The sequence below is a fragment of the Mycobacterium sp. 1164966.3 genome (assembly GCF_001665395.1).
GTDB lineage: Bacteria > Actinomycetota > Actinomycetes > Mycobacteriales > Mycobacteriaceae > Mycobacterium.
Map to the genome: position 1 here is coordinate 49,936 of NZ_LZSG01000007.1, position 20,097 is coordinate 70,032.

The 20,097-nt window shown below is 66.4% G+C and carries 16 protein-coding genes; 7 read left to right on the top strand and 9 right to left on the bottom strand.

Annotated elements, in window-relative coordinates; genetic code table 11:
- The first annotated feature begins 160 nt into the window (after positions 1 to 160).
- The 4 genes from purN to A9W99_RS04130 are packed head-to-tail and all read left to right on the top strand — an operon-like array spanning position 161 to position 5,792.
- Positions 161 to 814 carry a phosphoribosylglycinamide formyltransferase gene (gene purN / locus A9W99_RS04115; protein ID WP_067373845.1) on the top strand — a complete coding sequence of 218 codons (654 nt, stop codon included), beginning with the start codon at positions 161 to 163 and terminating at the stop codon, positions 812 to 814.
- Positions 811 to 2,376: a bifunctional phosphoribosylaminoimidazolecarboxamide formyltransferase/IMP cyclohydrolase gene (gene purH, locus A9W99_RS04120; RefSeq protein ID WP_067373847.1), complete on the top strand. Its 1,566-nt coding sequence runs from the start codon at positions 811 to 813 to the stop codon at positions 2,374 to 2,376. Before purN ends, purH begins: the two co-directional genes overlap by 4 nt.
- A 43-nt stretch (positions 2,377 to 2,419) precedes the next feature.
- Positions 2,420 to 3,805, top strand: coding sequence for an ATP-binding protein (locus tag A9W99_RS04125; RefSeq protein WP_067373850.1), 1,386 nt, complete (start codon positions 2,420 to 2,422; stop codon positions 3,803 to 3,805).
- On the top strand, positions 3,798 to 5,792 hold the full coding sequence (locus A9W99_RS04130; RefSeq protein WP_082929813.1) for a VWA domain-containing protein: 1,995 nt from the start codon (positions 3,798 to 3,800) through the stop codon (positions 5,790 to 5,792). Before A9W99_RS04125 ends, A9W99_RS04130 begins: the two co-directional genes overlap by 8 nt.
- A gap of 81 nt (positions 5,793 to 5,873) precedes the next feature.
- Here A9W99_RS04130 and A9W99_RS26410 read toward each other — a convergent pair whose 3' ends face one another.
- The 9 genes from A9W99_RS26410 to A9W99_RS04175 form a co-directional block, all read right to left on the bottom strand.
- Positions 5,874 to 7,565 carry an alpha/beta hydrolase gene (locus A9W99_RS26410; protein ID WP_156622928.1) on the bottom strand — a complete coding sequence of 564 codons (1,692 nt, stop codon included), beginning with the start codon at positions 7,563 to 7,565 and terminating at the stop codon, positions 5,874 to 5,876.
- Positions 7,566 to 7,586: 21 nt separating this feature from the next.
- Positions 7,587 to 7,904, bottom strand: coding sequence for a hypothetical protein (locus A9W99_RS04140; protein ID WP_253869574.1), 318 nt, complete (start codon positions 7,902 to 7,904; stop codon positions 7,587 to 7,589).
- Positions 7,905 to 8,012: 108 nt separating this feature from the next.
- Positions 8,013 to 8,615, bottom strand: a complete 603-nt coding sequence (locus tag A9W99_RS04145) for a DUF1707 domain-containing protein (protein WP_067373856.1) — start codon at positions 8,613 to 8,615, stop codon at positions 8,013 to 8,015.
- 186 nt (positions 8,616 to 8,801) lie between these two features.
- Positions 8,802 to 9,608 carry an enoyl-CoA hydratase family protein gene (locus A9W99_RS04150; RefSeq protein WP_067373859.1) on the bottom strand — a complete coding sequence of 269 codons (807 nt, stop codon included), beginning with the start codon at positions 9,606 to 9,608 and terminating at the stop codon, positions 8,802 to 8,804.
- 11 nt (positions 9,609 to 9,619) lie between these two features.
- Positions 9,620 to 10,786: an acyl-CoA dehydrogenase family protein gene (locus A9W99_RS04155; protein WP_067373862.1), complete on the bottom strand. Its 1,167-nt coding sequence runs from the start codon at positions 10,784 to 10,786 to the stop codon at positions 9,620 to 9,622.
- A complete protein-coding gene (locus tag A9W99_RS04160; RefSeq protein ID WP_067373865.1) occupies positions 10,786 to 12,762 on the bottom strand; it encodes a biotin carboxylase N-terminal domain-containing protein in 1,977 nt (658 codons plus the stop codon). Before A9W99_RS04160 ends, A9W99_RS04155 begins: the two co-directional genes overlap by 1 nt.
- Positions 12,763 to 12,767: 5 nt before the next feature.
- Complete coding sequence (locus tag A9W99_RS04165) at positions 12,768 to 14,363, bottom strand: acyl-CoA carboxylase subunit beta (protein WP_067373868.1); 1,596 nt, start codon at positions 14,361 to 14,363, stop codon at positions 12,768 to 12,770.
- Positions 14,360 to 15,508: an acyl-CoA dehydrogenase family protein gene (locus tag A9W99_RS04170; RefSeq protein ID WP_067373871.1), complete on the bottom strand. Its 1,149-nt coding sequence runs from the start codon at positions 15,506 to 15,508 to the stop codon at positions 14,360 to 14,362. The genes A9W99_RS04165 and A9W99_RS04170 overlap by 4 nt, the downstream gene beginning before the upstream one ends.
- Positions 15,505 to 17,199, bottom strand: a complete 1,695-nt coding sequence (locus A9W99_RS04175) for an acyclic terpene utilization AtuA family protein (protein WP_156622932.1) — start codon at positions 17,197 to 17,199, stop codon at positions 15,505 to 15,507. Before A9W99_RS04175 ends, A9W99_RS04170 begins: the two co-directional genes overlap by 4 nt.
- 247 nt (positions 17,200 to 17,446) lie before the next feature.
- Between A9W99_RS04175 and rpmF the strand changes: the two genes are divergently transcribed.
- The 3 genes from rpmF to A9W99_RS04190 all read left to right on the top strand — a co-directional run bounded on the left by rpmF (position 17,447) and on the right by A9W99_RS04190 (position 20,053).
- The gene (rpmF, locus tag A9W99_RS04180) at positions 17,447 to 17,620 is read left to right on the top strand and encodes a 50S ribosomal protein L32 (protein WP_067242709.1); all 174 of its coding nucleotides are present in this window, start codon (positions 17,447 to 17,449) and stop codon (positions 17,618 to 17,620) included.
- Between the two features lie 160 nt (positions 17,621 to 17,780).
- Positions 17,781 to 18,467, top strand: a complete 687-nt coding sequence (gene mprA / locus A9W99_RS04185; protein ID WP_067373877.1) for a two-component system response regulator MprA — start codon at positions 17,781 to 17,783, stop codon at positions 18,465 to 18,467.
- Positions 18,467 to 20,053: a HAMP domain-containing sensor histidine kinase gene (locus A9W99_RS04190; RefSeq protein WP_067373880.1), complete on the top strand. Its 1,587-nt coding sequence runs from the start codon at positions 18,467 to 18,469 to the stop codon at positions 20,051 to 20,053. The genes mprA and A9W99_RS04190 overlap by 1 nt, the downstream gene beginning before the upstream one ends.
- Positions 20,054 to 20,097: the final 44 nt, after the last annotated feature.

A 20,097-nucleotide genomic window follows, 5' to 3' on the forward strand; every position in this document is an offset into this window, starting at 1 on the left:
TTTACACCGAAAGCCCCCAGTTCACACTGAAAGCCGTCAGTTCACACTGAAAGCCGTCAGTTCACACCGAAGGCCGTCATTACCGAACGCCAGGCCGGCGGCATCGACGCGACTGCGGCCACCTAAGCGGCACTCACCCGCGCCAGACTAGGCTGCCCGTGTGCAGGAACCCGTGCCCCCAAGTGCACCGGCGCGGCTGGTGGTGCTGGCGTCGGGCACCGGTTCACTGCTGAACTCGCTGCTGAACGCCGCTCAAGACGACTACCCGGCGCGGGTGGTCGCGGTCGGCGTGGATCGCGATTGCCGGGCCATCGAGGTCGCCACCCAGGCGGGGGTCCCGTCCTTCACCGTCCGGCTGAAAGACCACCCCGACCGCGCCGCGTGGGATGCCGCCATCACCGCAGCCACCGCAGGCCACGAGCCCGACCTGATCGTCTCCGCCGGATTTATGAAAATCCTTGGGCCGCAATTCCTTTCACGATTCGACGGACGCATCCTCAATACCCATCCGGCGCTGCTGCCGGCATTCCCCGGCGCGCATGCGGTGGCCGACGCACTGGCCTACGGCGTTAAGTTCACGGGCTGTACGGTGCACCTCGTGGATGCCGGCACCGACACCGGACCGATCGTGGCGCAGCGACCCGTCGAGGTGCTCGACGGCGACGACGAAGAGACTCTGCATGAACGCATCAAGGTCATCGAACGCCAGCTGCTTGTCGACGTGGTGGCCGCGATCGCCCTCCATGGCGTGACGGTGGCCGGAGGAAAAGCGACGATCGGACGAAAGGCGACTCCCGGGATGAGCACAGCATGAGCACCGACAAGAAGCCGATTCGCCGCGCGCTGATCAGCGTGTACGACAAGACCGGGCTGGCAGACCTCGCGCAGGGCCTTACCGCAGCCGGCGTCGAGATCGTCTCGACCGGATCCACAGCCAAAACCATTGCGAACAAAGGTATTCCGGTGACCCGCGTAGAGGAGCTGACCGGTTTCCCCGAGGTGCTCGACGGCCGGGTCAAGACGCTGCACCCACGCGTGCACGCCGGCCTGCTGGCCGACCTGCGCAAGCCCGAACACGAAGCCGCCCTGCACGAGCTCGGCATCGAGGCGTTCCAGCTCGTCGTGGTCAATCTGTACCCGTTCAGCCAGACCGTGGAATCCGGCGCCGGCGTCGATGAGTGCGTGGAGCAGATCGACATCGGCGGCCCGTCGATGGTCCGGGCGGCGGCCAAGAACCATCCGAGCGTCGCCGTGGTCACCGACCCGCTCGGATACGACGGCGTGCTGGCCGCGGTGCGTGACGGCGGATTCACCCTCGCCGAGCGTAAAAGGCTGGCATCGCTGGCATTTCAGCGCACCGCCGAATACGACATCGCCGTCGCCAGCTGGATGCAGGAAACTCTGGCATCCGAGCATCCGCAGGCGCAGTTCCCGCAGTGGTTCGCCAGAAACTGGAGTCGCCAGGCGACGTTGCGTTACGGCGAGAACCCCCACCAGCAGGCCGCGCTCTATGTCGACCCAAGCGCCTGGCCCGGCCTGGCGCAGGCCGAGCAGTTGCACGGAAAAGACATGTCCTACAACAACTTCACCGATGCGGACGCGGCCTGGCGAGCGGCCTTCGACCACGAGCAGACGTGCGTGGCAATCATCAAGCACGCCAACCCATGTGGCATCGCCATCTCCGACGTTTCGGTGGCAGACGCACACCGCAAGGCCCACGAATGCGACCCGTTGAGCGCCTACGGCGGAGTCATCGCGGCCAACACCGAGGTCAGCGTCGAGATGGCCGAGTACGTCAGCACCATCTTCACCGAGGTGATCGTGGCGCCGGCCTACGCACCCGGCGCCGTCGAGGTGCTGACGCGCAAGAAGAACATTCGCGTGCTGGTGGCTTCCGAGCCGCTGACCGGTGGCCATGAACTCAGGCCGATCAGCGGCGGACTGCTCATGCAGCAGCGCGACCAGCTCGACGCGCACGGCGACAACCCGGCCAACTGGAACTTGGCCACCGGCGACCCGGCCGACCCGGCCACCCTCACCGACCTGGTCTTCGCCTGGCGCGCCTGCCGCGCGGTCAAGTCGAACGCAATCGTGATCGCCGCCGACGGCGCGACCGTCGGGGTAGGCATGGGTCAAGTCAACCGGGTCGACGCCGCCCGGCTGGCCGTAGAGCGTGGCGGCGACCGGGTGCGCGGCGCGGTTGGGGCCTCCGATGCGTTCTTTCCCTTCCCCGACGGACTGGAGACGCTGGCGGCCGCCGGAGTCAAGGCGATAGTGCACCCCGGCGGCTCGGTGCGCGACGACGAGGTGACAGCCGCTGCGGGCAAAGCCGGTGTGACTCTGTACCTCACCGGAGCTCGTCACTTCGCCCATTGACCAGGTTGGTAGCGCGTACTGAGCCCGCTCGTCGTAGCGTGGAGTGGTGACGTCACCGAGTCTTCTGCCCCGGACCGTCGGCGAGCTGCGTGCGGCTGGTCATCGAGAGCGGGGAGTCAAGCAGGAAATCCGGGAAAATCTGCTGACCGCGCTGGCCGACGGTGACAACGTCTGGCCCGGCATCCTGGGTTTCGACGAGACCGTGCTGCCTCAGCTGGAGCGGGCGTTGATCGCCGGGCACGACTTCGTCTTGCTGGGCGAACGCGGCCAGGGCAAGACCCGGTTGCTGCGGGCGCTGGTGGGTTTGCTGGACGAGTGGACGCCGGTGATCGCGGGGGCGGAATTGGGTGAGCACCCCTACACGCCGATCACGCCGGAGTCGATCCGGCGGGCCGCCGAGCTCGGCGACAACCTACCGGTGCAGTGGAAGCACCGCAGCGAGCGCTACACCGAGAAGCTGGCCACCCCGGACACCAGCGTCGCCGACCTGGTCGGTGACATCGACCCCGTCAAGGTCGCCGAGGGCCGCAGCCTCGGTGACCCCGAAACCATCGCCTACGGGCTCATCCCGCGGGCGCACCGCGGCATCGTCGCCGTCAACGAACTGCCCGACCTCGCCGAGCGCATCCAGGTTTCGATGCTGAACGTCATGGAGGAGCGCGACATTCAGGTCCGCGGCTACACCCTGAGATTGCCGCTGGACGTACTTGTTGTAGCTAGCGCCAACCCCGAGGACTACACCAACCGGGGTCGGATCATCACTCCGCTCAAGGATCGGTTCGGCGCGGAGATCCGCACCCACTACCCGCTGGAGCTCGAGGCCGAGATGGGTGTCATCGCTCAGGAGGCGCACCTGAGCGCGCAGGTGCCCGACTACTTGATGCAGGTGATCGCGCGGTTTGCTCGTTATCTGCGGGAATCCAACTCCATCGATCAGCGCTCGGGGGTCTCGGCGCGCTTCGCGATTGCGGCGGCCGAGACGGTGGCGGCTTCCGCACGGCATCGCGGCGCGGTGCTGGGAGAGACCGACCCGGTTGCCCGCGTGGTCGACCTAAGCACGGTGATCGACGTGCTGCGCGGCAAGCTCGAGTTCGAGTCCGGTGAGGAAGGCCGCGAACAGGCGGTGCTCGAGCACCTGTTGCGCCGTTCGACCGCTGACACCGCGTCACGGGTGCTTGGCGGCATCGACGTCGGCTCCTTGGTGGCCGCCGTCGAAGGCGGTTCCACGGTGACGACGGGCGAGCGGGTGTCGGCGAAGAACGTGCTGGCCGCCGTTCCGGGGCTGCCCGTGGTGGACAGTATCGCCAGAAAGCTGCGGGCCGAATCCGAAGGCGAACGCGCCGCAGCGCTGGAGCTGGCACTGGAGGCGCTGTATCTGGCGAAGCGGATCGACAAGGTCTCCGGGGAGGGCCAAACGGTTTATGGCTAAACCCGGGGCTGCTCGAGGCCACTCGTCGCGATACTCGGCGTACACCGGCGGGCCGGACCCGCTGGCTCCGCCAGTGGATCTGCGCGAGGCGCTGGAGCAGATCGGGCAGGACGTCATGGCGGGCACCTCGCCGCGCCGGGCTTTGTCCGAGCTGCTGCGGCGCGGTACCCAGAACCTGACCGGTGCCGACCGGCTGGCGGCGGAGGCCAACCGTCGTCGACGAGAGTTATTGCGCCGCAACAACTTAGACGGGACCCTGCAGGAGATCAAGAAACTGCTCGACGAGGCGGTACTGGCCGAACGCAAGGAGCTGGCCCGGGCTCTGGACGACGACGCGCGCTTCGGCGAACTGCAGTTGGATGCGCTGCCGGCGTCGCCGGCCAAGGCCGTGCAAGAGCTGTCCGATTACAGCTGGCGCAGCGGCGAGGCCCGCCAAAAGTACGAGCAGATCAAGGATCTGCTGGGCCGCGAGATGCTGGACCAGCGTTTCGCCGGCATGAAGCAGGCGCTGGAAGGAGCCACCGACGCCGACCGCCAGCGTGTCAACGAGATGCTGGACGACCTGAACGACCTGTTGGACAAGCACTCTCGCGGTGAAGACACTCAGCAGGACTTCGACGAGTTCATGGACAAGCATGGCGAGTTCTTCCCGGAGAACCCGCGCAACGTCGAGGAGTTGCTGGACTCGCTGGCCAAGCGCGCAGCGGCGGCCCAACGCTTCCGCAACAGCCTCAGTCCCGAACAGCGTGCCGAGCTGGATGCACTGGCGCAGCAGGCATTTGGGTCGCCGGCGTTGATGCAGGCACTGAATCGGCTGGACGCGCATCTGCAGGCTGCGCGGCCGGGCGAAGACTGGATGGGATCCGAGGACTTCTCCGGCGACAACCCGTTCGGCATGGGCGAAGGCACGCAGGCGCTGGCCGATATCGGGGAGCTGGAGCAGCTCGCCGAGCAACTGTCGCAAAGCTATCCGGGCGCCACCATGGACGACGTCGATCTCGACGCGCTGGCCCGCCAGCTCGGTGACCAGGCCGCCATCGATGCTCGCACCTTGGCCGAACTGGAGCGTGCGCTGGTCAACCAGGGCTTCTTCGATCGTGGTTCCGACGGTCAGTGGCGGCTCTCCCCGAAGGCGATGCGACGGCTGGGCGAAGCCGCGTTACGTGATGTGGCACAACAGCTTTCCGGCCGTCGCGGTGAGCGTGACCATCGTCGCGCCGGAGCGGCGGGTGAGCTGACCGGCGCCACCCGGCCGTGGCAATTCGGCGACACCGAACCGTGGAACATCCCCCGCACGCTCACCAATGCCGTGCTGCGCCAAGCTGGTACGGGATCGGTCGGCCAGACTTCGGCCATTCAGATCACCGTCGACGACGTCGAGGTCTCCGAGACCGAGACTCGCGTTCAAGCCGCGGTGGCGCTGCTGGTGGACACCTCATTTTCGATGGTGATGGAGAACCGCTGGCTGCCGATGAAGCGAACAGCGCTGGCGCTCAATCATTTAGTGTGTACCAGGTTCCGGTCAGATGCCTTGCAGATCATCGCCTTTGGCCGCTATGCGCGGACCGTGACCGCTGCCGAGTTGACCGGTTTGGAGGGCGTCTACGAGCAGGGCACCAACCTGCACCACGCGCTGGCGCTGGCCGGGCGTCATCTCAAGCGGCACCCCAACGCGCAACCCGTCGTCCTGGTGGTGACCGACGGCGAGCCTACCGCCCATTTGGAGGATTTCGACGGGGACGGCAGCGCCGTGTTCTTTGACTACCCACCGCATCCGCGGACCATCGCCCACACCGTGCGCGGGTTCGACGACATGGCCCGGCTGGGCGCACAGATCACGATCTTCCGGCTGGGCAGCGACCCCGGCTTGGCACGGTTCATCGACCAGGTGGCGCGACGGGTCGAGGGACGAGTTGTGGTGCCCGACCTCGACGGGCTGGGAGCGGCGGTAGTCGGCGATTACCTGCGCTCGCGACGACACCGCTAACCGGCCGCGAGCAGAAAGCAAACTTGCCTAATACCACGGCGTGTCGGGTAACTTCGCGTCTGCTCGCGCTCACTGGCGCGCTCATAGCTGGTGTTGCGGTGGTGCAGTCGGCAACTCGTACGGGCCGGCGCCGCCGGGCAGTCGGTCCACGCCCGACGCGCGGGGCGTGACGAGGTCGTCAGGCAGCCCGGCCAGCACCGCCGCCATGTTGTAGGCGCTCATCCGAAGTTCCCCGTTGCTTCCGATGCGAGGGTATTCCGAATGGCCGTATGCCCGTTCGTGAACCTGTCCGTCGCCGTACCGTCCACCCAGGGCCAAACCCGTCCTCGTCGACAGCTCGGTCATTCCGGGCACGTCTTGGGGTGCGCGACCGAAGATGTCGAAGCCGGGAATCACGTCGGCCACATGGTCATTGACGCCGATCAGGTAGTAGGCGTGTCCAGGTTGGACGCCCAGCTGCGCGACGTCGCTGAGTTCGATGCCGGGGGAGCCATACAAGACAACATCGCAGACCGGCGCGCCCTGCTGCAACGCCAGACTGGTCACCAGTGACCCGTAGGAGTGTCCGAAAGCTGTGATGCGCTGATCGGCGACGTTGCTGGTAGCCGCCAGCGCTTTATAGAAGCTGTTCAGCAGACCTGCGCTCCTGCGCGCCAGTTCGATATTGGTGACGTCGGTGAGGCTGTCGGGTGCGTCGTAGCCCAGCCACACCACCGATGCCACCGCGTCGTATCCGGGCTTGCTTGCCACTCTGCGCAATTCGCTTGCCTTGTTGCGTTGGGCTTCGGCCTCGCGCACCATTTGTTCGACGCTGGAGCTGACCCGGGTGTTGAGACCGCCGACGGTGACGCCGACGCATTCAGCATCGTCGACGTCACCGATAGCGATCGCCGCGAGCACTTTGCGGGGATCGCCGTCGACATCCAAGAGCATAAGGCGTGCGCCCGGTTGCCCGGTTAAAGCCCGTTGCAGCGCAGTCAGATCCGCGAGCTTGTCCGGGTTTGTATGCCAGCCGTGGGTGTTGAGCCAGCCGTTCTGAAGTCGTCTGATTTCGCGTTGCAGCACAGGAATATTGAGTTCGCTGCGGACATCGCCGGGTATGCCATCGAGGTTGCGGATGCTATCCCCGTACCGCTCTTTGACCCAATCCTGCTGGCCCGGAGTCAATGAGTGCCACCACTTGTCGACCCCAGCGGGACCACTGCCCGCTGCTGGTATCTGCACCACTTCGATTGCGGTACCGCTTATTTGGGCGTCAACTTGCTCGGCAGACAGATCGCCCTCGGCACCGCGGATCGCCGCAGCGAGGTCTTCGTCGGCCCGTTGGGCTTCGGCCAGCAGGTTGGTGATGCGTTGCATCAGGTCGAATTGCAGTTCGCTGATCCGGTCGCGGTCGGCAGCCGATAAACACGGAAAGCCGTCCGGCGGAACGACGGTGCCGGCGGCGTCATCGATCGTTAGGCCATGTTCCCAAGCAGTCTGCCTGATCGCTCGAAGCCGCGACTTGATCACGATGATCTCCTCGACCGACTTCTGCGCTGCCCGGGCGACCGCCAGGCAGGCGTCGGCGTGCGTGTCCAGGATGACAGTGGTGTGGTGGATGGCCAGCTCCGCCGCATCAGCGGCGTCACCACCGAAGTCGAGCAGTCGCGCGGTGTCGCTCAGGGCAGCCGACGCCACGCGCGTGCCGTGGGCGCGTTTGGTCGCCGCGTCGAACACGGCTGCGACCGCCTCCGGGTCCCAACTGTCGATGTCAGCCAACGTCAGTGTCATCGCCCGGTTTCGCCGCGGTGCTCAGCTTGGCCATGCCAGGGCCGCGGTGTTGCGCTGCTCCATCTGCCGGAAGCCGGCGGCGGCGAAGTGCATGCCCCGGGAGTGCTCGCCGAAGCGGGCGATGTGCGCGGTGCTGGTCATGGCCCACCCGTCGAGCAGTCCCGACAACGCCAGCGCCGACGATCCGACCCATCCGGGGTGCGCTTCCTCGGCCGTGCCGAGGCAAGACAGCTGCAAAGCCAGCAATGACTCGCCGTGGTCGGCCAGCTGGTTGCCGATTCGCGTCAGCGAATCAGGAGTCGCCCGCAACTGTTGCGGCATAACAACTCTCGGGTGCATCGGGCGGAGTATTACACGCCCCCATCGCGCGGGCCACTCAGCACGGCGAGCAGACGCAAAAGCCCCGAACAGTGGTGGTTTTGAGGGGCTTTTGCGTCTGCTCGCCGTCTACCTGCGGGGCCTGCGGGCTTTGCGCTTGATGGCCACGCCGCCCCACAACGAGAAGCCGCGGATCTTCACCGTCGGAGCGCCCCGGACACCTTCGCCCAATACCTCGCGGTCGAAGCCGCCCATCACCCCGCGGCCGTGGATCTCGACGTTGACTTCCGGCGGCAACAGGATGGTCTGCATGCCCATGATCGAATACGCATGGATCTCGACGTCGGTCGACGTGAAGTCCGCGTAGCGCAGATCCAGCACCCCGCTGCCCCAGAGCGTGAGCGTCGTCAGCTTCTTGGGCACGTTCCATCGGCCGCGCCGCTCGAACCCGCTCAGCAGGGCCAGCAGCAGCGTCGAAGGCGCCGGATTGGGTTTGCCGCCGCGGCGTTGGTTTATCGGTGCACCCGGTAGGTCTGCCCGGAGTCGATCCAGTTCTTCGTATGTGGTGGCGGCGTAGGCCTTAGTGAGCCGGTCTTCGTAGTCGTTCAGCTGCAGACGGCCTTGCTCGGCTGCATAGGCCAGCAGTTGCGCGAGCATGATGCGATCGGTGTCGCCCGCGCGCGACGGTTCGTCACGCGCGTCCCTCGTGTCACGTCGAGCGGAGTTGCTCATTACCCACGAGCGTACGACGTCCAGGTCTTAGGGCAAGTGGGTTGGCTAAACTGCAACCTCCGTGTGGCATAGCTGCTGGTCACGGGTCGGTTCCGGCCGCCGCGCGGTTTGACGGCCAGCCCCTTGGGGGGTTCTGTTCGCTACACCGCATGGCCGGCCGGCGCGGTTGACGGCTCGGCTCACTCGTCAGCGGCCGGCATCGTCAGCGGTGGAAGCTACCCAACTCGGGGGACGCTTCTGTAAGAACGCGAGCATGCCTTCGCGGGCTTCCTCGGACACGAACAGCCGCGCTGACTCCTCGGTCAGGCGTTCGGCGTCGCGGTCGAAGGCTGCCAGCACCGCGGCCGTGGTGAGGGCCTTGGAGGCGGCGAGGCCCTGCGGCGACCCTTTGCCGACGTCAGCGACCAGCCCGGCCACCGTCGCATCCACGTCGTTGGCCGCCATCGTGACAAGCCCGATCTGGACCGCCGTGTGAGCGTCGAACGTCTCGCCGGTGAGGTAGTAGCGGGAGGCGGCCCGCGACGACAGCTTGGGCAGCAATGTCAGCGAGATGATCGCCGGCGCGACGCCGATCCGGGCTTCGGTGAGCGCAAATGTGCTGCGGGGACCGGCGACCACGATGTCGCAGGCGCCGACCAGTCCGAACCCGCCGGCCCGGACGTGCCCGTTGATGGCGCCGATGACCGGAAGCGGCAATTCGACGATGTCGCGCAACAAGGCGGTCATCTCCCGGGCCCGCGCCACCGCCACGTCGTAAGGGTCACCACCGCCCGCTTCGGACAGGTCCGCTCCCGCGCAGAAGGTGCCCCCGGTATGTCCCAAGACAACCACGCGCACCGCCGGGTCCGCCGCGGCGTCACGCAACCCTTGGTGCAGTTGAGTCAACAGCGCGGTGGAAACCGCATTGCGGTTGTGCGGCGAGTTCAGCGTCAGCCGCGCGACCGGACCGCCGCATTCGCCCGGGCCCGCATACTCGACGACTCGACTATCCATCAGAGGGGCCATCAGTAGCTTCGGGGCAGGCCCAGCGATGTCTGTGCGACGAAGTTCAGCACCATTTCCCGGCTGATTGGGGCGATTCTTCCGAGCCGGGCCGACGTCATCATCGCCGCCACGCCGTACTCCTTGGTCAGCCCGTTGCCACCCATCGACTGCACGGCCTGATCGACGGTGCGGTTAGCCGCTTCGGCCGCAGCATATTTGGCCATGTTGGCGGCTTCGGCGGCACCGACGTCGTCGCCGCTGTCGTAGAGCGAAGCGGCCTTCTGCATCATCAGCTTGGCGAGTTCGATCTCAATGTGACACTGCGCCAACGGATGTGACAGACCCTGGTGTGCGCCGATCGGAGTGGACCAGACCTTGCGGGTCTTGACATAGTCGACGGCTTTGCTGAGCGCGAACCGACCCATGCCCACCGAGCTGGCCGCACCCATGATGCGCTCGGGGTTCAGGCCCGCGAAAAGCTGGGCGATGGCGGCGTCTTCGGCGCCGACGAGCGCGTCGGACGGCAGCCGCACGTCGTCGATGAACACCTGGAATTGGCGCTCGGGACTAATCAGCTCCATCTCGATCGGGGTGTAGGTGAAGCCTGGCGCATCGGTGGGCACCACGAACAAGGCCGGGCGCAGCTTGCCCGTTTTAGCCTCTTCGGTGCGGGCCACCACCAGCACCGCTTGGGCTTGATCGACTCCGGAGATGAAGACCTTCTGGCCCTTGAGGATCCAGTCGCTGCCGTCGCGGCGGGCGGTCGTGATGATCTTGTGCGAATTCGATCCGGCGTCGGGTTCGGTGATCGCGAACGCCATGGTGAGCGAGCCGTCGGCGATGGCCGGGATCCAGCGTTTCTTCTGCTCTTCGGTGCCGAACTTGCTGATGATCGTGCCGTTGATGGCGGGCGATACCACCATGAGCAGCAACGCGCTACCGGCGGCCGCCATCTCCTCCATCACCAGTGACAGCTCGTACATTCCGGCGCCGCCACCGCCGTACTCCTCCGGCAGGTTCACTCCCAAGAAGCCGAGCTTTCCTGCCTCCGACCACAATTCGTCGGTGTGCTGGTGTGCGCGCGCTTTCTGCAAGTAGTACTCGCTGCCGTAGTTGGAGGCCCACTCGGATACCGCCTTGCGCAGCGCCCGGCGCTCCTCACTTTCGATGAAGCTGGTGTCGATCATTACGAATCTCCTTCTGCGTCGGGCGCTTCCACTCGCGCGAGAACAGTGCCGACTTCCACTTGCTGGCCGGCGTTGACGTCGAGCTGGGCGAGCACACCGTCGTTCGGTGCGGTGATGGTGTGTTCCATCTTCATTGCCTCGAGCCAGATCAGCGGCTGACCGGCGGTGACGGCATCACCGACGGCCGCGCCGATCCGGATGACGTTGCCCGGCATCGGCGCCACCAAAGACCCTTGTTCCACGGCCGAACCCGGCTCGGGGAAGCGCGGCAGTGCCGTCAGGTGGACGGGTCCGCGGGACGAATCGACGTACACGTCCTGGCCGTACTGTGCCACCAGGAACCGATAGGCCACCCCGTCCGCATCCAGCACCACCTGGTCGGGCGCGACGGAGACCAGTTGCACCGCCGGATCGTCGGGCAGCGCCAATCCGGTTCTGCTGAAACGATATTGGACTTGGTGCTCGGCGTCGCTATCGTCGCGGTAGGCCTTGACCTGATAGCCCGACGATACGTTGCGCCAGCCGCCGGGAATCGAACCGAACGCGCTTGCGGTGGCGCGATTGCGTGCGGAGTCGGCGAGCGCAGCGGCGATCATCGACAGTCGCACCGTCGCCGAGTCGGCCAGCTTTGCGGACAGCTCCGCAAGGCCGTGCGTGTCGAAAAATGCTGTGTCGGTGGCGCCATCGAGGAACGCCGGGTGCCGCAGCACGTTGACCAGCAGCTCGCGGTTGGTGCGCAGGCCGTGCAGGCGGGTGCGAGCCAGCGCGTCGGCCAGCACTAGCGCCGCCTGACGGCGCGTCGGCGCGTAAGAGATGACCTTGGCCAGCATCGGGTCGTAGTAAATCGACACCGCCGACCCGTCGACAATGCCGGAATCCAGCCTGATCCCGGTGTGCCGTCCCAGCGAGGAGAACTCGGCGGCAACCGACGGCACGTCGATGGTGTGCACCGGGCCGGCCTGGGGTTGCCAGCCGCGCGCGGGATCCTCGGCATACAGCCGGGCCTCGATCGAATGCCCTTGGGCCGCAGGCGGTTCGGCCTCCAGCCGCCCGCCGGCAGCGACCGCGAGCTGCAGCTCGACCAGGTCTACCCCGGTGGTTTCCTCGGTCACCGGGTGCTCGACCTGCAGCCGGGTGTTCATCTCCAGGAAGTAGAACTCGCCGTCATCATCGGCCAGGAACTCCACGGTTCCGGCGCCGGTATACCCGATCGCACTGGCAGCCAGCCGGGCCGCGTCGAAAAGCTTGGCGCGCATCCCCGCCACCCGCTCGACCAAGGGCGACGGCGCCTCCTCGATGATCTTCTGGTGTCGGCGCTGGATCGAGCATTCGCGTTCACCGACGGCCCACACCGTGCCATGGGTATCGGCCATGACCTGAACCTCGACATGGTGCCCGGTGGGCAGGTAACGCTCGCAGAACACCGTCGGATCACCGAAGGCGGACTGGGCTTCGCGCCGCGCCGCCTCGACCTCGCCGGGCAGCGCCGACAATTCGCGAACCACCCGCATGCCGCGGCCACCACCGCCCGCGGACGCCTTGACCAGGACCGGCAGCTGCTCGTCGGTGACGGTCTCAGGGTCCAATTCGTCGAGCACCGGAACACCGGCCGCGGCCATGAGCTTCTTAGCCTCGATCTTGGAGCCCATCGCCCGCACCGCGTCCACCGGCGGCCCCACCCAGGTGAGGCCGGCCTCTCGCACCGCAGCGGCGAATTCGGCGTTCTCCGAGAGGAATCCGTATCCGGGGTGGACCGCGTCCGCGCCGGCCGCACGCGCGGCGGCGACGATCGCTCCGGCATTCAGATAGTCATTAGTGTTCGGCAACCGCACCCGCGCGTCAGCCTCGCCGACGTGTGGCGCGTCCGCGTCCGGGTCGGTGTAGACGGCGACGGTCCCCAGACCCAACCGCCGACAGGTGGCGAACACCCGCCGGGCGATCTCGCCCCGGTTGGCGACCAGAACTCGAGTGATCATGAGGCTCACATCCGAAAGACGCCGAAGCTCGACGTTCCCTTGATCGGGCCATTGGCGATGGCAGACAAACACATTCCCAGCACGATGCGGGTGTCGCGCGGATCGATCACCCCGTCGTCGTAAAGCATCCCGGACAGCACCATCGGCAGTGACTCGGCCTCGATCTGGCCCTCTACAGCGGCGCGCATCGCGGCATCGGCCGCCTCGTCGACCTGCTGCCCACGAGCCTCGGCGGCCGCGCGGGCGACGATCGACAGCACGCCCGAGAGCTGCGCGCCGCCCATCACCGCGGATTTGGCGCTCGGCCAAGCGAACAGGAACCGCGGTTCGTAGGCGCGCCCGCACATGCCGTAGTGGCCGGCGCCGTAGGACGCGCCGATGATCAGCGAGATGTGCGGGACCGTCGAATTCGACACGGCGTTGATCATCATCGAACCGTGCTTGATCATGCCGCCTTCTTCGTAGTCCTTGCCCACCATGTAGCCGGTGGTGTTGTGCAGGAACAACAGTGGCGTGTCAAAGCGGTTGGCCAGCTGGATGAATTGGGTTGCCTTCTGCGACTCCTCGCTGAACAAGACGCCTCGCGCATTGGCCAGGATGCCCACCGGGTAGCCGTGCAACTGAGCCCATCCGGTGACCAGCGACGACCCGTACATCGGCTTGAATTCGTCGAACTCGGAGCCGTCGACTATCCGGGCGATCACTTCCCGAGGGTCGAACGGGATCCGTAGGTCGGCCGGCACGATGCCGATCAACTCCTCGGCATCGAACAGCGGCTCGGTCACCGGCTTCGGTTCGGGCCCCTGCTTCCGCCAATTCAGCCGGGCCACTATGCGCCGGCCGATGCGTAAGGCGTCCAGCTCGTCGACGGCGAAGTAGTCGGCCAAACCCGATATCCGCGCGTGCATTTCAGCGCCGCCCAGCGATTCGTCGTCGGATTCTTCACCGGTCGCCATCTTCACCAGAGGTGGGCCGGCCAGGAACACCTTGGAACGTTCCTTGATCATCACCACGTGATCCGACATGCCCGGCACGTAGGCGCCGCCCGCGGTGGAGTTGCCGAACACCAACGCGATGGTGGGAATGCCCGCCGCTGACAATCGGGTCAGGTCGCGGAACATCTGTCCGCCGGGCACGAAGATTTCCTTCTGCGTGGGCAGGTCTGCGCCGCCGGATTCCACCAGCGAAACCACCGGAAGCCGATTCTGCAGCGCAATCTGTTTGGCCCGCAGTATTTTTCGCAGTGTCCAGGGATTACTGGTGCCGCCTTTGACGGTAGGGTCGTTGGCGACGATCATGCATTCCACACCCGAAACCGCGCCGATGCCGGTAACCAGGCTGGCGCCGACCGTGAACGCGCTGCCGTATGCCGCCAGCGGGCTCAGTTCCAGGAACGGCGAATCCGGGTCGACGAGCAGCTCGATGCGTTCGCGTGCGGTCATCTTGCCGCGGGCGTGGTGACGCTCGACGTACTTAGGACCGCCACCCGCAAGCGCTTTGGCCAGTTCGGCATCGATCTCGTCGAGCCGTGACGTCGCCGCCGCGGCCGCCTGAGCGTAACCGTCAGCGTTCGGGTCGAGGGTGGACTGCAGGACGGTCATGATTGATATCCCAGGAGTTTGGCGGCCAGCGCGGTGAGGATTTCGGTGGTGCCGCCGCCGATTCCCAGGATCCGCATATCCCGGTACTGGCGTTCGACTTCGGATTCGGCCATGTAACCCATGCCGCCGAACAGCTGCACCGCCTGGTTGGCCACCCATTCGCCTGCTTCGACGGCGGTGTTCTTGGCGAAGCACACCTGCGCGATGAGGTTGGTTTCACCGGCCAGCTGACGCTCCACCACACTACGGGAGTAGACGCGTGCCACGTCGATGCGGCGGGCCATTTCGGCGAGCGTGTTCTGCACGGCCTGCCGCGAGATCAGCGGACGGCCAAACGTCTCCCGGTCGCGGCACCATTGTGCGGTGATGTCCAGGCACCGCTGCGCGCTCGAATAGGCTTGAGCGGCAAGCCCGATGCGCTCGGCGACGAACGCCTGGGCTATCTGGGCAAACCCCGAGTTCTCCGCGCCCACGATGTTTTCCCTGGGAACCCGGACGTCGGTGTAGGACAGCTCGGCGGTGTCCGAGGACCGCCAACCCATCTTGTCCAGCTTGCGGCTCACCTCGAAACCAGGTGTGCCCTTGTCGACCACCAGCAGCGAAACCCCCGCTGCGCCAGGGCCTCCGGTGCGCACCGCGGTAACCACATAGTCGGCGCGGACCGCGGAGGTGATATAGGTCTTGGCGCCGTTGACGATGTAGTGGTCGCCGTCGCCCACCGCGGTGGTGCGCAGGTGCCCGACGTCCGAGCCGCCGCCGGGTTCGGTGATGGCCAGGGCGCCGATCTTCTCCCCGGTCAGCGTCGGGCGCACATACTCGTCGATCTGCCGCTGGTCGCCGGAGGCAATCATATGCGGAACGGCTATGCCGCAGGTGAACAACGACGCGAACACCCCTCCGGGCGCGCCGGACTGGTGCATCTCCTCGCAGATCACCACCGCGTCGGCCCCGTCCCCCCCGCCGCCGCCGACGGCTTCCGGGAAGTTGGCGCCGAGCAGCCCGGCCGCTCCGGCGCGCCGATGCAGGTCGCGCGGCAGGTCGCCGGTGCGTTCCCACTCGTCGATGTTGGGTAGAATCTCGCGTTCGGCGAAGGAGCGCACGGTCTTTCGCAGTTGCTCGCGTTCCGGCGTGGTCCAGATGTTCACAGCAACCTCTCCGGTATGTCGACATGGCGGCTGCGCAGCCATTCGCCCAGTCCCTTGGCTTGTGGATCGAAGCGCGCTTGGTAGGCGACGCCTTCACCGAGGATGCCCTCGATGACGAAGTTCACCGCCCGCAGCTTGGGCAACACATGGCGGCTCACCTCGAGATCGGCTGTCTCGGGCAGGAGTTGCTTGAGCAGTTCGACGGTCAGCGTGTTGGCCAGCCAGTGCCACTGCTCGTCGGTCCGCACCCAGACGCCGACGTTGGCCGATCCGCCCTTGTCGCCACTGCGGGCGCCCGCGATCAGGCCCAGCGGCGCACGCCGGGTCGGGCCGGGCGGCAGGGGGCCCGGCAATGCTGGAGTGTCCGCCGGTGCCAACTCCAAAGTTTCGGTGGCACAGGGGATCTCGAAGCGGGTTCCGTCGGCGTGCACTGCCATGTGCGGCACCTGGGCGGCATCGACATAGCCGGGCCGGAACACGCCGTAAACCTGGCCGTCGCCGGGCGGGGCGGTGGAGGTGAATCCCGGATAGCTGGCGAGCGCCAATTCGACTGCCGCTGAGGAGAATTGGCGTCCCACGTTGGCAGGGTCCGGATCGCGGACCACGCAGCTCAGCAGCGCGCTGGCGGCTTCTTCGGTGTCGGCATCCGGGTGGTCGGTGCGGGCCAGCGTCCACTGCAGCTCGGCAGGCTTGACCGTCAGACTGGATTCGAGCTGCCGTCGCACCAAGTCAGCCTTAGCCTCGATGTCCAGCCCGGTCAGCACGAATGTCATGGAGTTGCGGAACCCGCCGATGCTGTTCAGCGAGACCTTGAGGGTCGGCGGTGGCGGTTCGCCGACCACACCGCTGACGCGCACCCGGTCCGGGCCGTCATCAGACAGCTCGATGCTGTCCATCCGGGCCGTCACATCGGGGTTGGCATAGCGAGCGCCGGTGATCTCGTAGAGGAGTTGGGCGGTGACGGTGTCCACGCTGACCAGCCCGCCGGTGCCGGGATGCTTGGTGATCACCGACGAGCCGTCGGCGTAGACCTCCGCCAGCGGAAAGCCCGCGTAGGTCAGATCGGGAACTTCCGTGAAAAAGGAGAAGTTGCCGCCGGTGGCCTGGACACCGCATTCGATGATGTGGCCGGCGACCACGGCGCCGGCCAGCTGGTCGTAGTCGGTACGGCCCCAACCGAAGTGCGCGGCCGCCGATCCGACGATCACCGAGGCGTCGGTGACCCGGCCGGTGACGACGACGTCGGCTCCGGCGTTGAGGCAGTCGGCGATTCCCCAGCCGCCCAGATAGGCGTTCGCAGTTAGGGGGGCCGTTGCGGCTGTGCCGAGGCCCAGCTCGGCCGCCCGGGGCAACAGATCATCGCCCTCGACGTAGGCGATCCGCGCCGGGATGCCCAGCCGTTGCGCCAGCGCGCGCACCGCCTCCGCGAGTCCGGCGGGGTTCAGTCCGCCGGCGTTGGCGACGATGCGCACCCCGCGGTCGATCGCGAGGCCAAGGCACTCTTCGAGTTGGGTCAGGAAGGTTTTGGCGTAGCCGCGCTCGGGGTGCTTCATCTTGTCGCGGCCCAGAATCAGCATGGTCAGCTCGGCCAGATAATCCCCGGTGACGTAGTCCAGATCGCCACCAGTGAGCATCTCGTGCATCGCCGACAGCCGGTCGCCGTAGAAACCCGAGCAGTTCCCGATTCGCACGGCACCAGACGATGGGGCCACGCGTCCTCCCTTCATTGGGACCACCGGTAGCGGCAAAAAACCAACCAACCGGTAGGTTAGCGGGCGGCGCCGGGGGCCCGTCAACCGGCCGGGCCCCGCGACGCGGTTTTGGCGCCCAGCAGGTCAACGACTATCCTTGACTGCCTGTACGGGCACCGCATGGCATCGCATGACTATGCCGCGCGCAGACCCGTTCCGAAACCCCAACCGAGGAGTGAGGCCCGCCATGGCGACACCCAAGCGCAGGATGTCGCGCGCGAATACCCGAAGCCGTCGCGCGCAGTGGAAGGCCACCCGGACCGAGCTCGTCGGTGTGACGGTGGCGGGGCAGAAGCACAAGGTGCCGCGCAGGCTGCTCAAGGCCGCCCGCCTCGGTTTGATCGACCTGGACAAGCGCTAACCCGCGGGCTGATATCGCCGGGGCTATCGCAATCGACAATCGCGTAGTGGTCCCGCGGCATTACTGGTGTGGTCTGTGTGATCAATGGGACCACTGAGCCTAGTTCTGACCCGGCGCGCCTCTCAGGCCGCTCTCAGGCGTTCGTACGACACTAGTTCGCGTGCGAATTCTTGTCGTTGACGACGATCGTGCGGTGCGAGAGTCGCTGCGCCGGTCGCTTTCGTTCAATGGGTATTCAGTCGAGCTCGCCCACGACGGGGTCGAGGCCCTCGACATGATCGCCAGCGATCGGCCCGACGCGCTCGTCCTGGATGTCATGATGCCGCGGTTGGACGGCCTCGAGGTGTGCCGTCAGCTCCGCAGCACCGGCGACGACCTGCCGATTCTGGTGCTCACCGCCCGTGATTCGGTCTCCGAGCGGGTGGCCGGGCTGGACGCCGGTGCCGACGACTATCTGCCCAAGCCGTTTGCCCTCGAAGAGCTGCTGGCTCGCATGCGCGCGCTGCTGCGCCGCACCAAGCCGGAAGATGCCGCCGAGTCGGTGGCGATGAAGTTCTCCGACTTGACCCTGGACCCGGTGACCCGCGAAGTCACCCGGGGCCATCGCCGGATCAGCCTCACCCGCACCGAGTTCTCCCTGCTGGAAATGCTGATCGCCAACCCGCGCCGGGTATTGACGCGCAGCCGGATTCTCGAGGAAGTCTGGGGATTCGACTTTCCCACCTCGGGCAATGCACTGGAGGTGTACGTCGGCTATCTGCGTCGCAAGACAGAGTCCGAGGGTGAACCGCGTTTGATTCACACCGTCCGTGGGGTGGGCTACGTGCTGAGGGAGACGCCACCCTGATGGTTCGGGTCCGGCGGCCCGTCCAGAACAGGCGCGCAGCGTTGCGAGCCACCAGCTCATTGTCTTTGCGGTGGCGGGTCATGCTGCTGGCGATGTCCATGGTGGCGATGGTCGTCATCCTGATGGCGTTCGCGGTCTACGCGGTGATCTCGGCGGCCCTCTACAGCGACATCGACAACCAACTGCAGAGCCGGGCCCAGTTGCTGATTGCCAGCGGTTCGCTGGCAGCCGATCCTGGAAAGGCCATCGAGGGCACCGCCTATTCCGACGTCAACGCGATGCTGGTGAGCCCGGGCGAGTTCATCTACACCGCCAACCAGCCAGGCCAGACGCTGCCGGTGGGATCCGCTGAGAAGGCGGTCATTCGCGGCGAGCTGTTCATGTCCCGTCGCACCGCCGGCGACCAGCGCATACTTGCCATCCACTTGCCCAACGGGAGTTCGCTGCTGATCTCGAAGAGTCTGCGGCCGACGGAAGCCGTGATGACCAAACTGCGATTTGTACTGCTGCTGGTCGGCGGAATCGGTGTCGCCGTCGCCGCGGTGGCCGGTGGAATGGTCACCCGGGCCGGGCTGCGGCCGGTGGCTCGTCTCACCGAAGCGGCCGAGCGGGTCGCGCGCACCGACGACCTGCGGCCCATTCCAGTGTTCGGCAGCGACGAACTGGCCAGGCTCACCGAAGCCTTCAACTTGATGCTGCGGGCCCTGGCCGAGTCCCGCGAACGGCAGGCCCGGCTGGTCACCGACGCCGGACACGAACTGCGCACACCGCTGACGTCGCTGCGCACCAATGTCGAACTGCTGATGGCATCGATGGAACCGGGAGCGCCCCGGCTGCCCGAGCAGGAGATGGTCGACCTGCGCGCCGATGTGATCGCTCAGATCGAAGAGCTGTCCACCCTGGTTGGTGACCTGGTGGACCTGACCCGCGACGCCGGTCAGGTCGTGCATGAACCGGTCGACATGTCCGATGTCATCGACCGCAGCCTGGAGCGGGTCCGGCGGCGGCGCAACGACATTCACTTCGATGTCCAGGTGACGCCGTGGCAGGTCTACGGCGATGCGGCCGGACTGTCGCGCGCGGCACTGAACCTGATGGACAACGCGGCCAAATGGAGCCCGCCGGGCGGCCGTGTCGGCGTCACGCTGCGCCAGCTGGACGCATCGCACGCCGAGCTGGTGGTGTCCGACCACGGCCCCGGGATCCCACTGCATGAGCGGCGCCTGGTGTTCGAACGGTTCTACCGGTCGACGACGGCGCGCGCATTACCTGGTTCAGGTTTGGGGCTTGCGATTGTCAAACAGGTGGTACTCAACCACGGTGGATTGCTGCGCGTGGAAGACACCGTGCCGGGAGGTCAGCCTCCGGGAACCACGATTTATGTGCTTCTACCAGGACGTCCGATGCCGGTTTCGGATTCCGAGACAGGAGACGCTGCACTGGCGCCTTCGGAACCCGCGGAATTTTCGGACGCGTCAGCAGACAGCCGCACCAATCCGACAGGAAAAGTGATTGAGACCGGTGCGAACTCTCCGGATTCGGCGAACGTTATCTCAGCGGACTCTCAGTCCGCGCGCGCAAGGTAGTTGTGCGGTTAGTGTTGGCAATCAAGCCGACAACGTTCGACAGA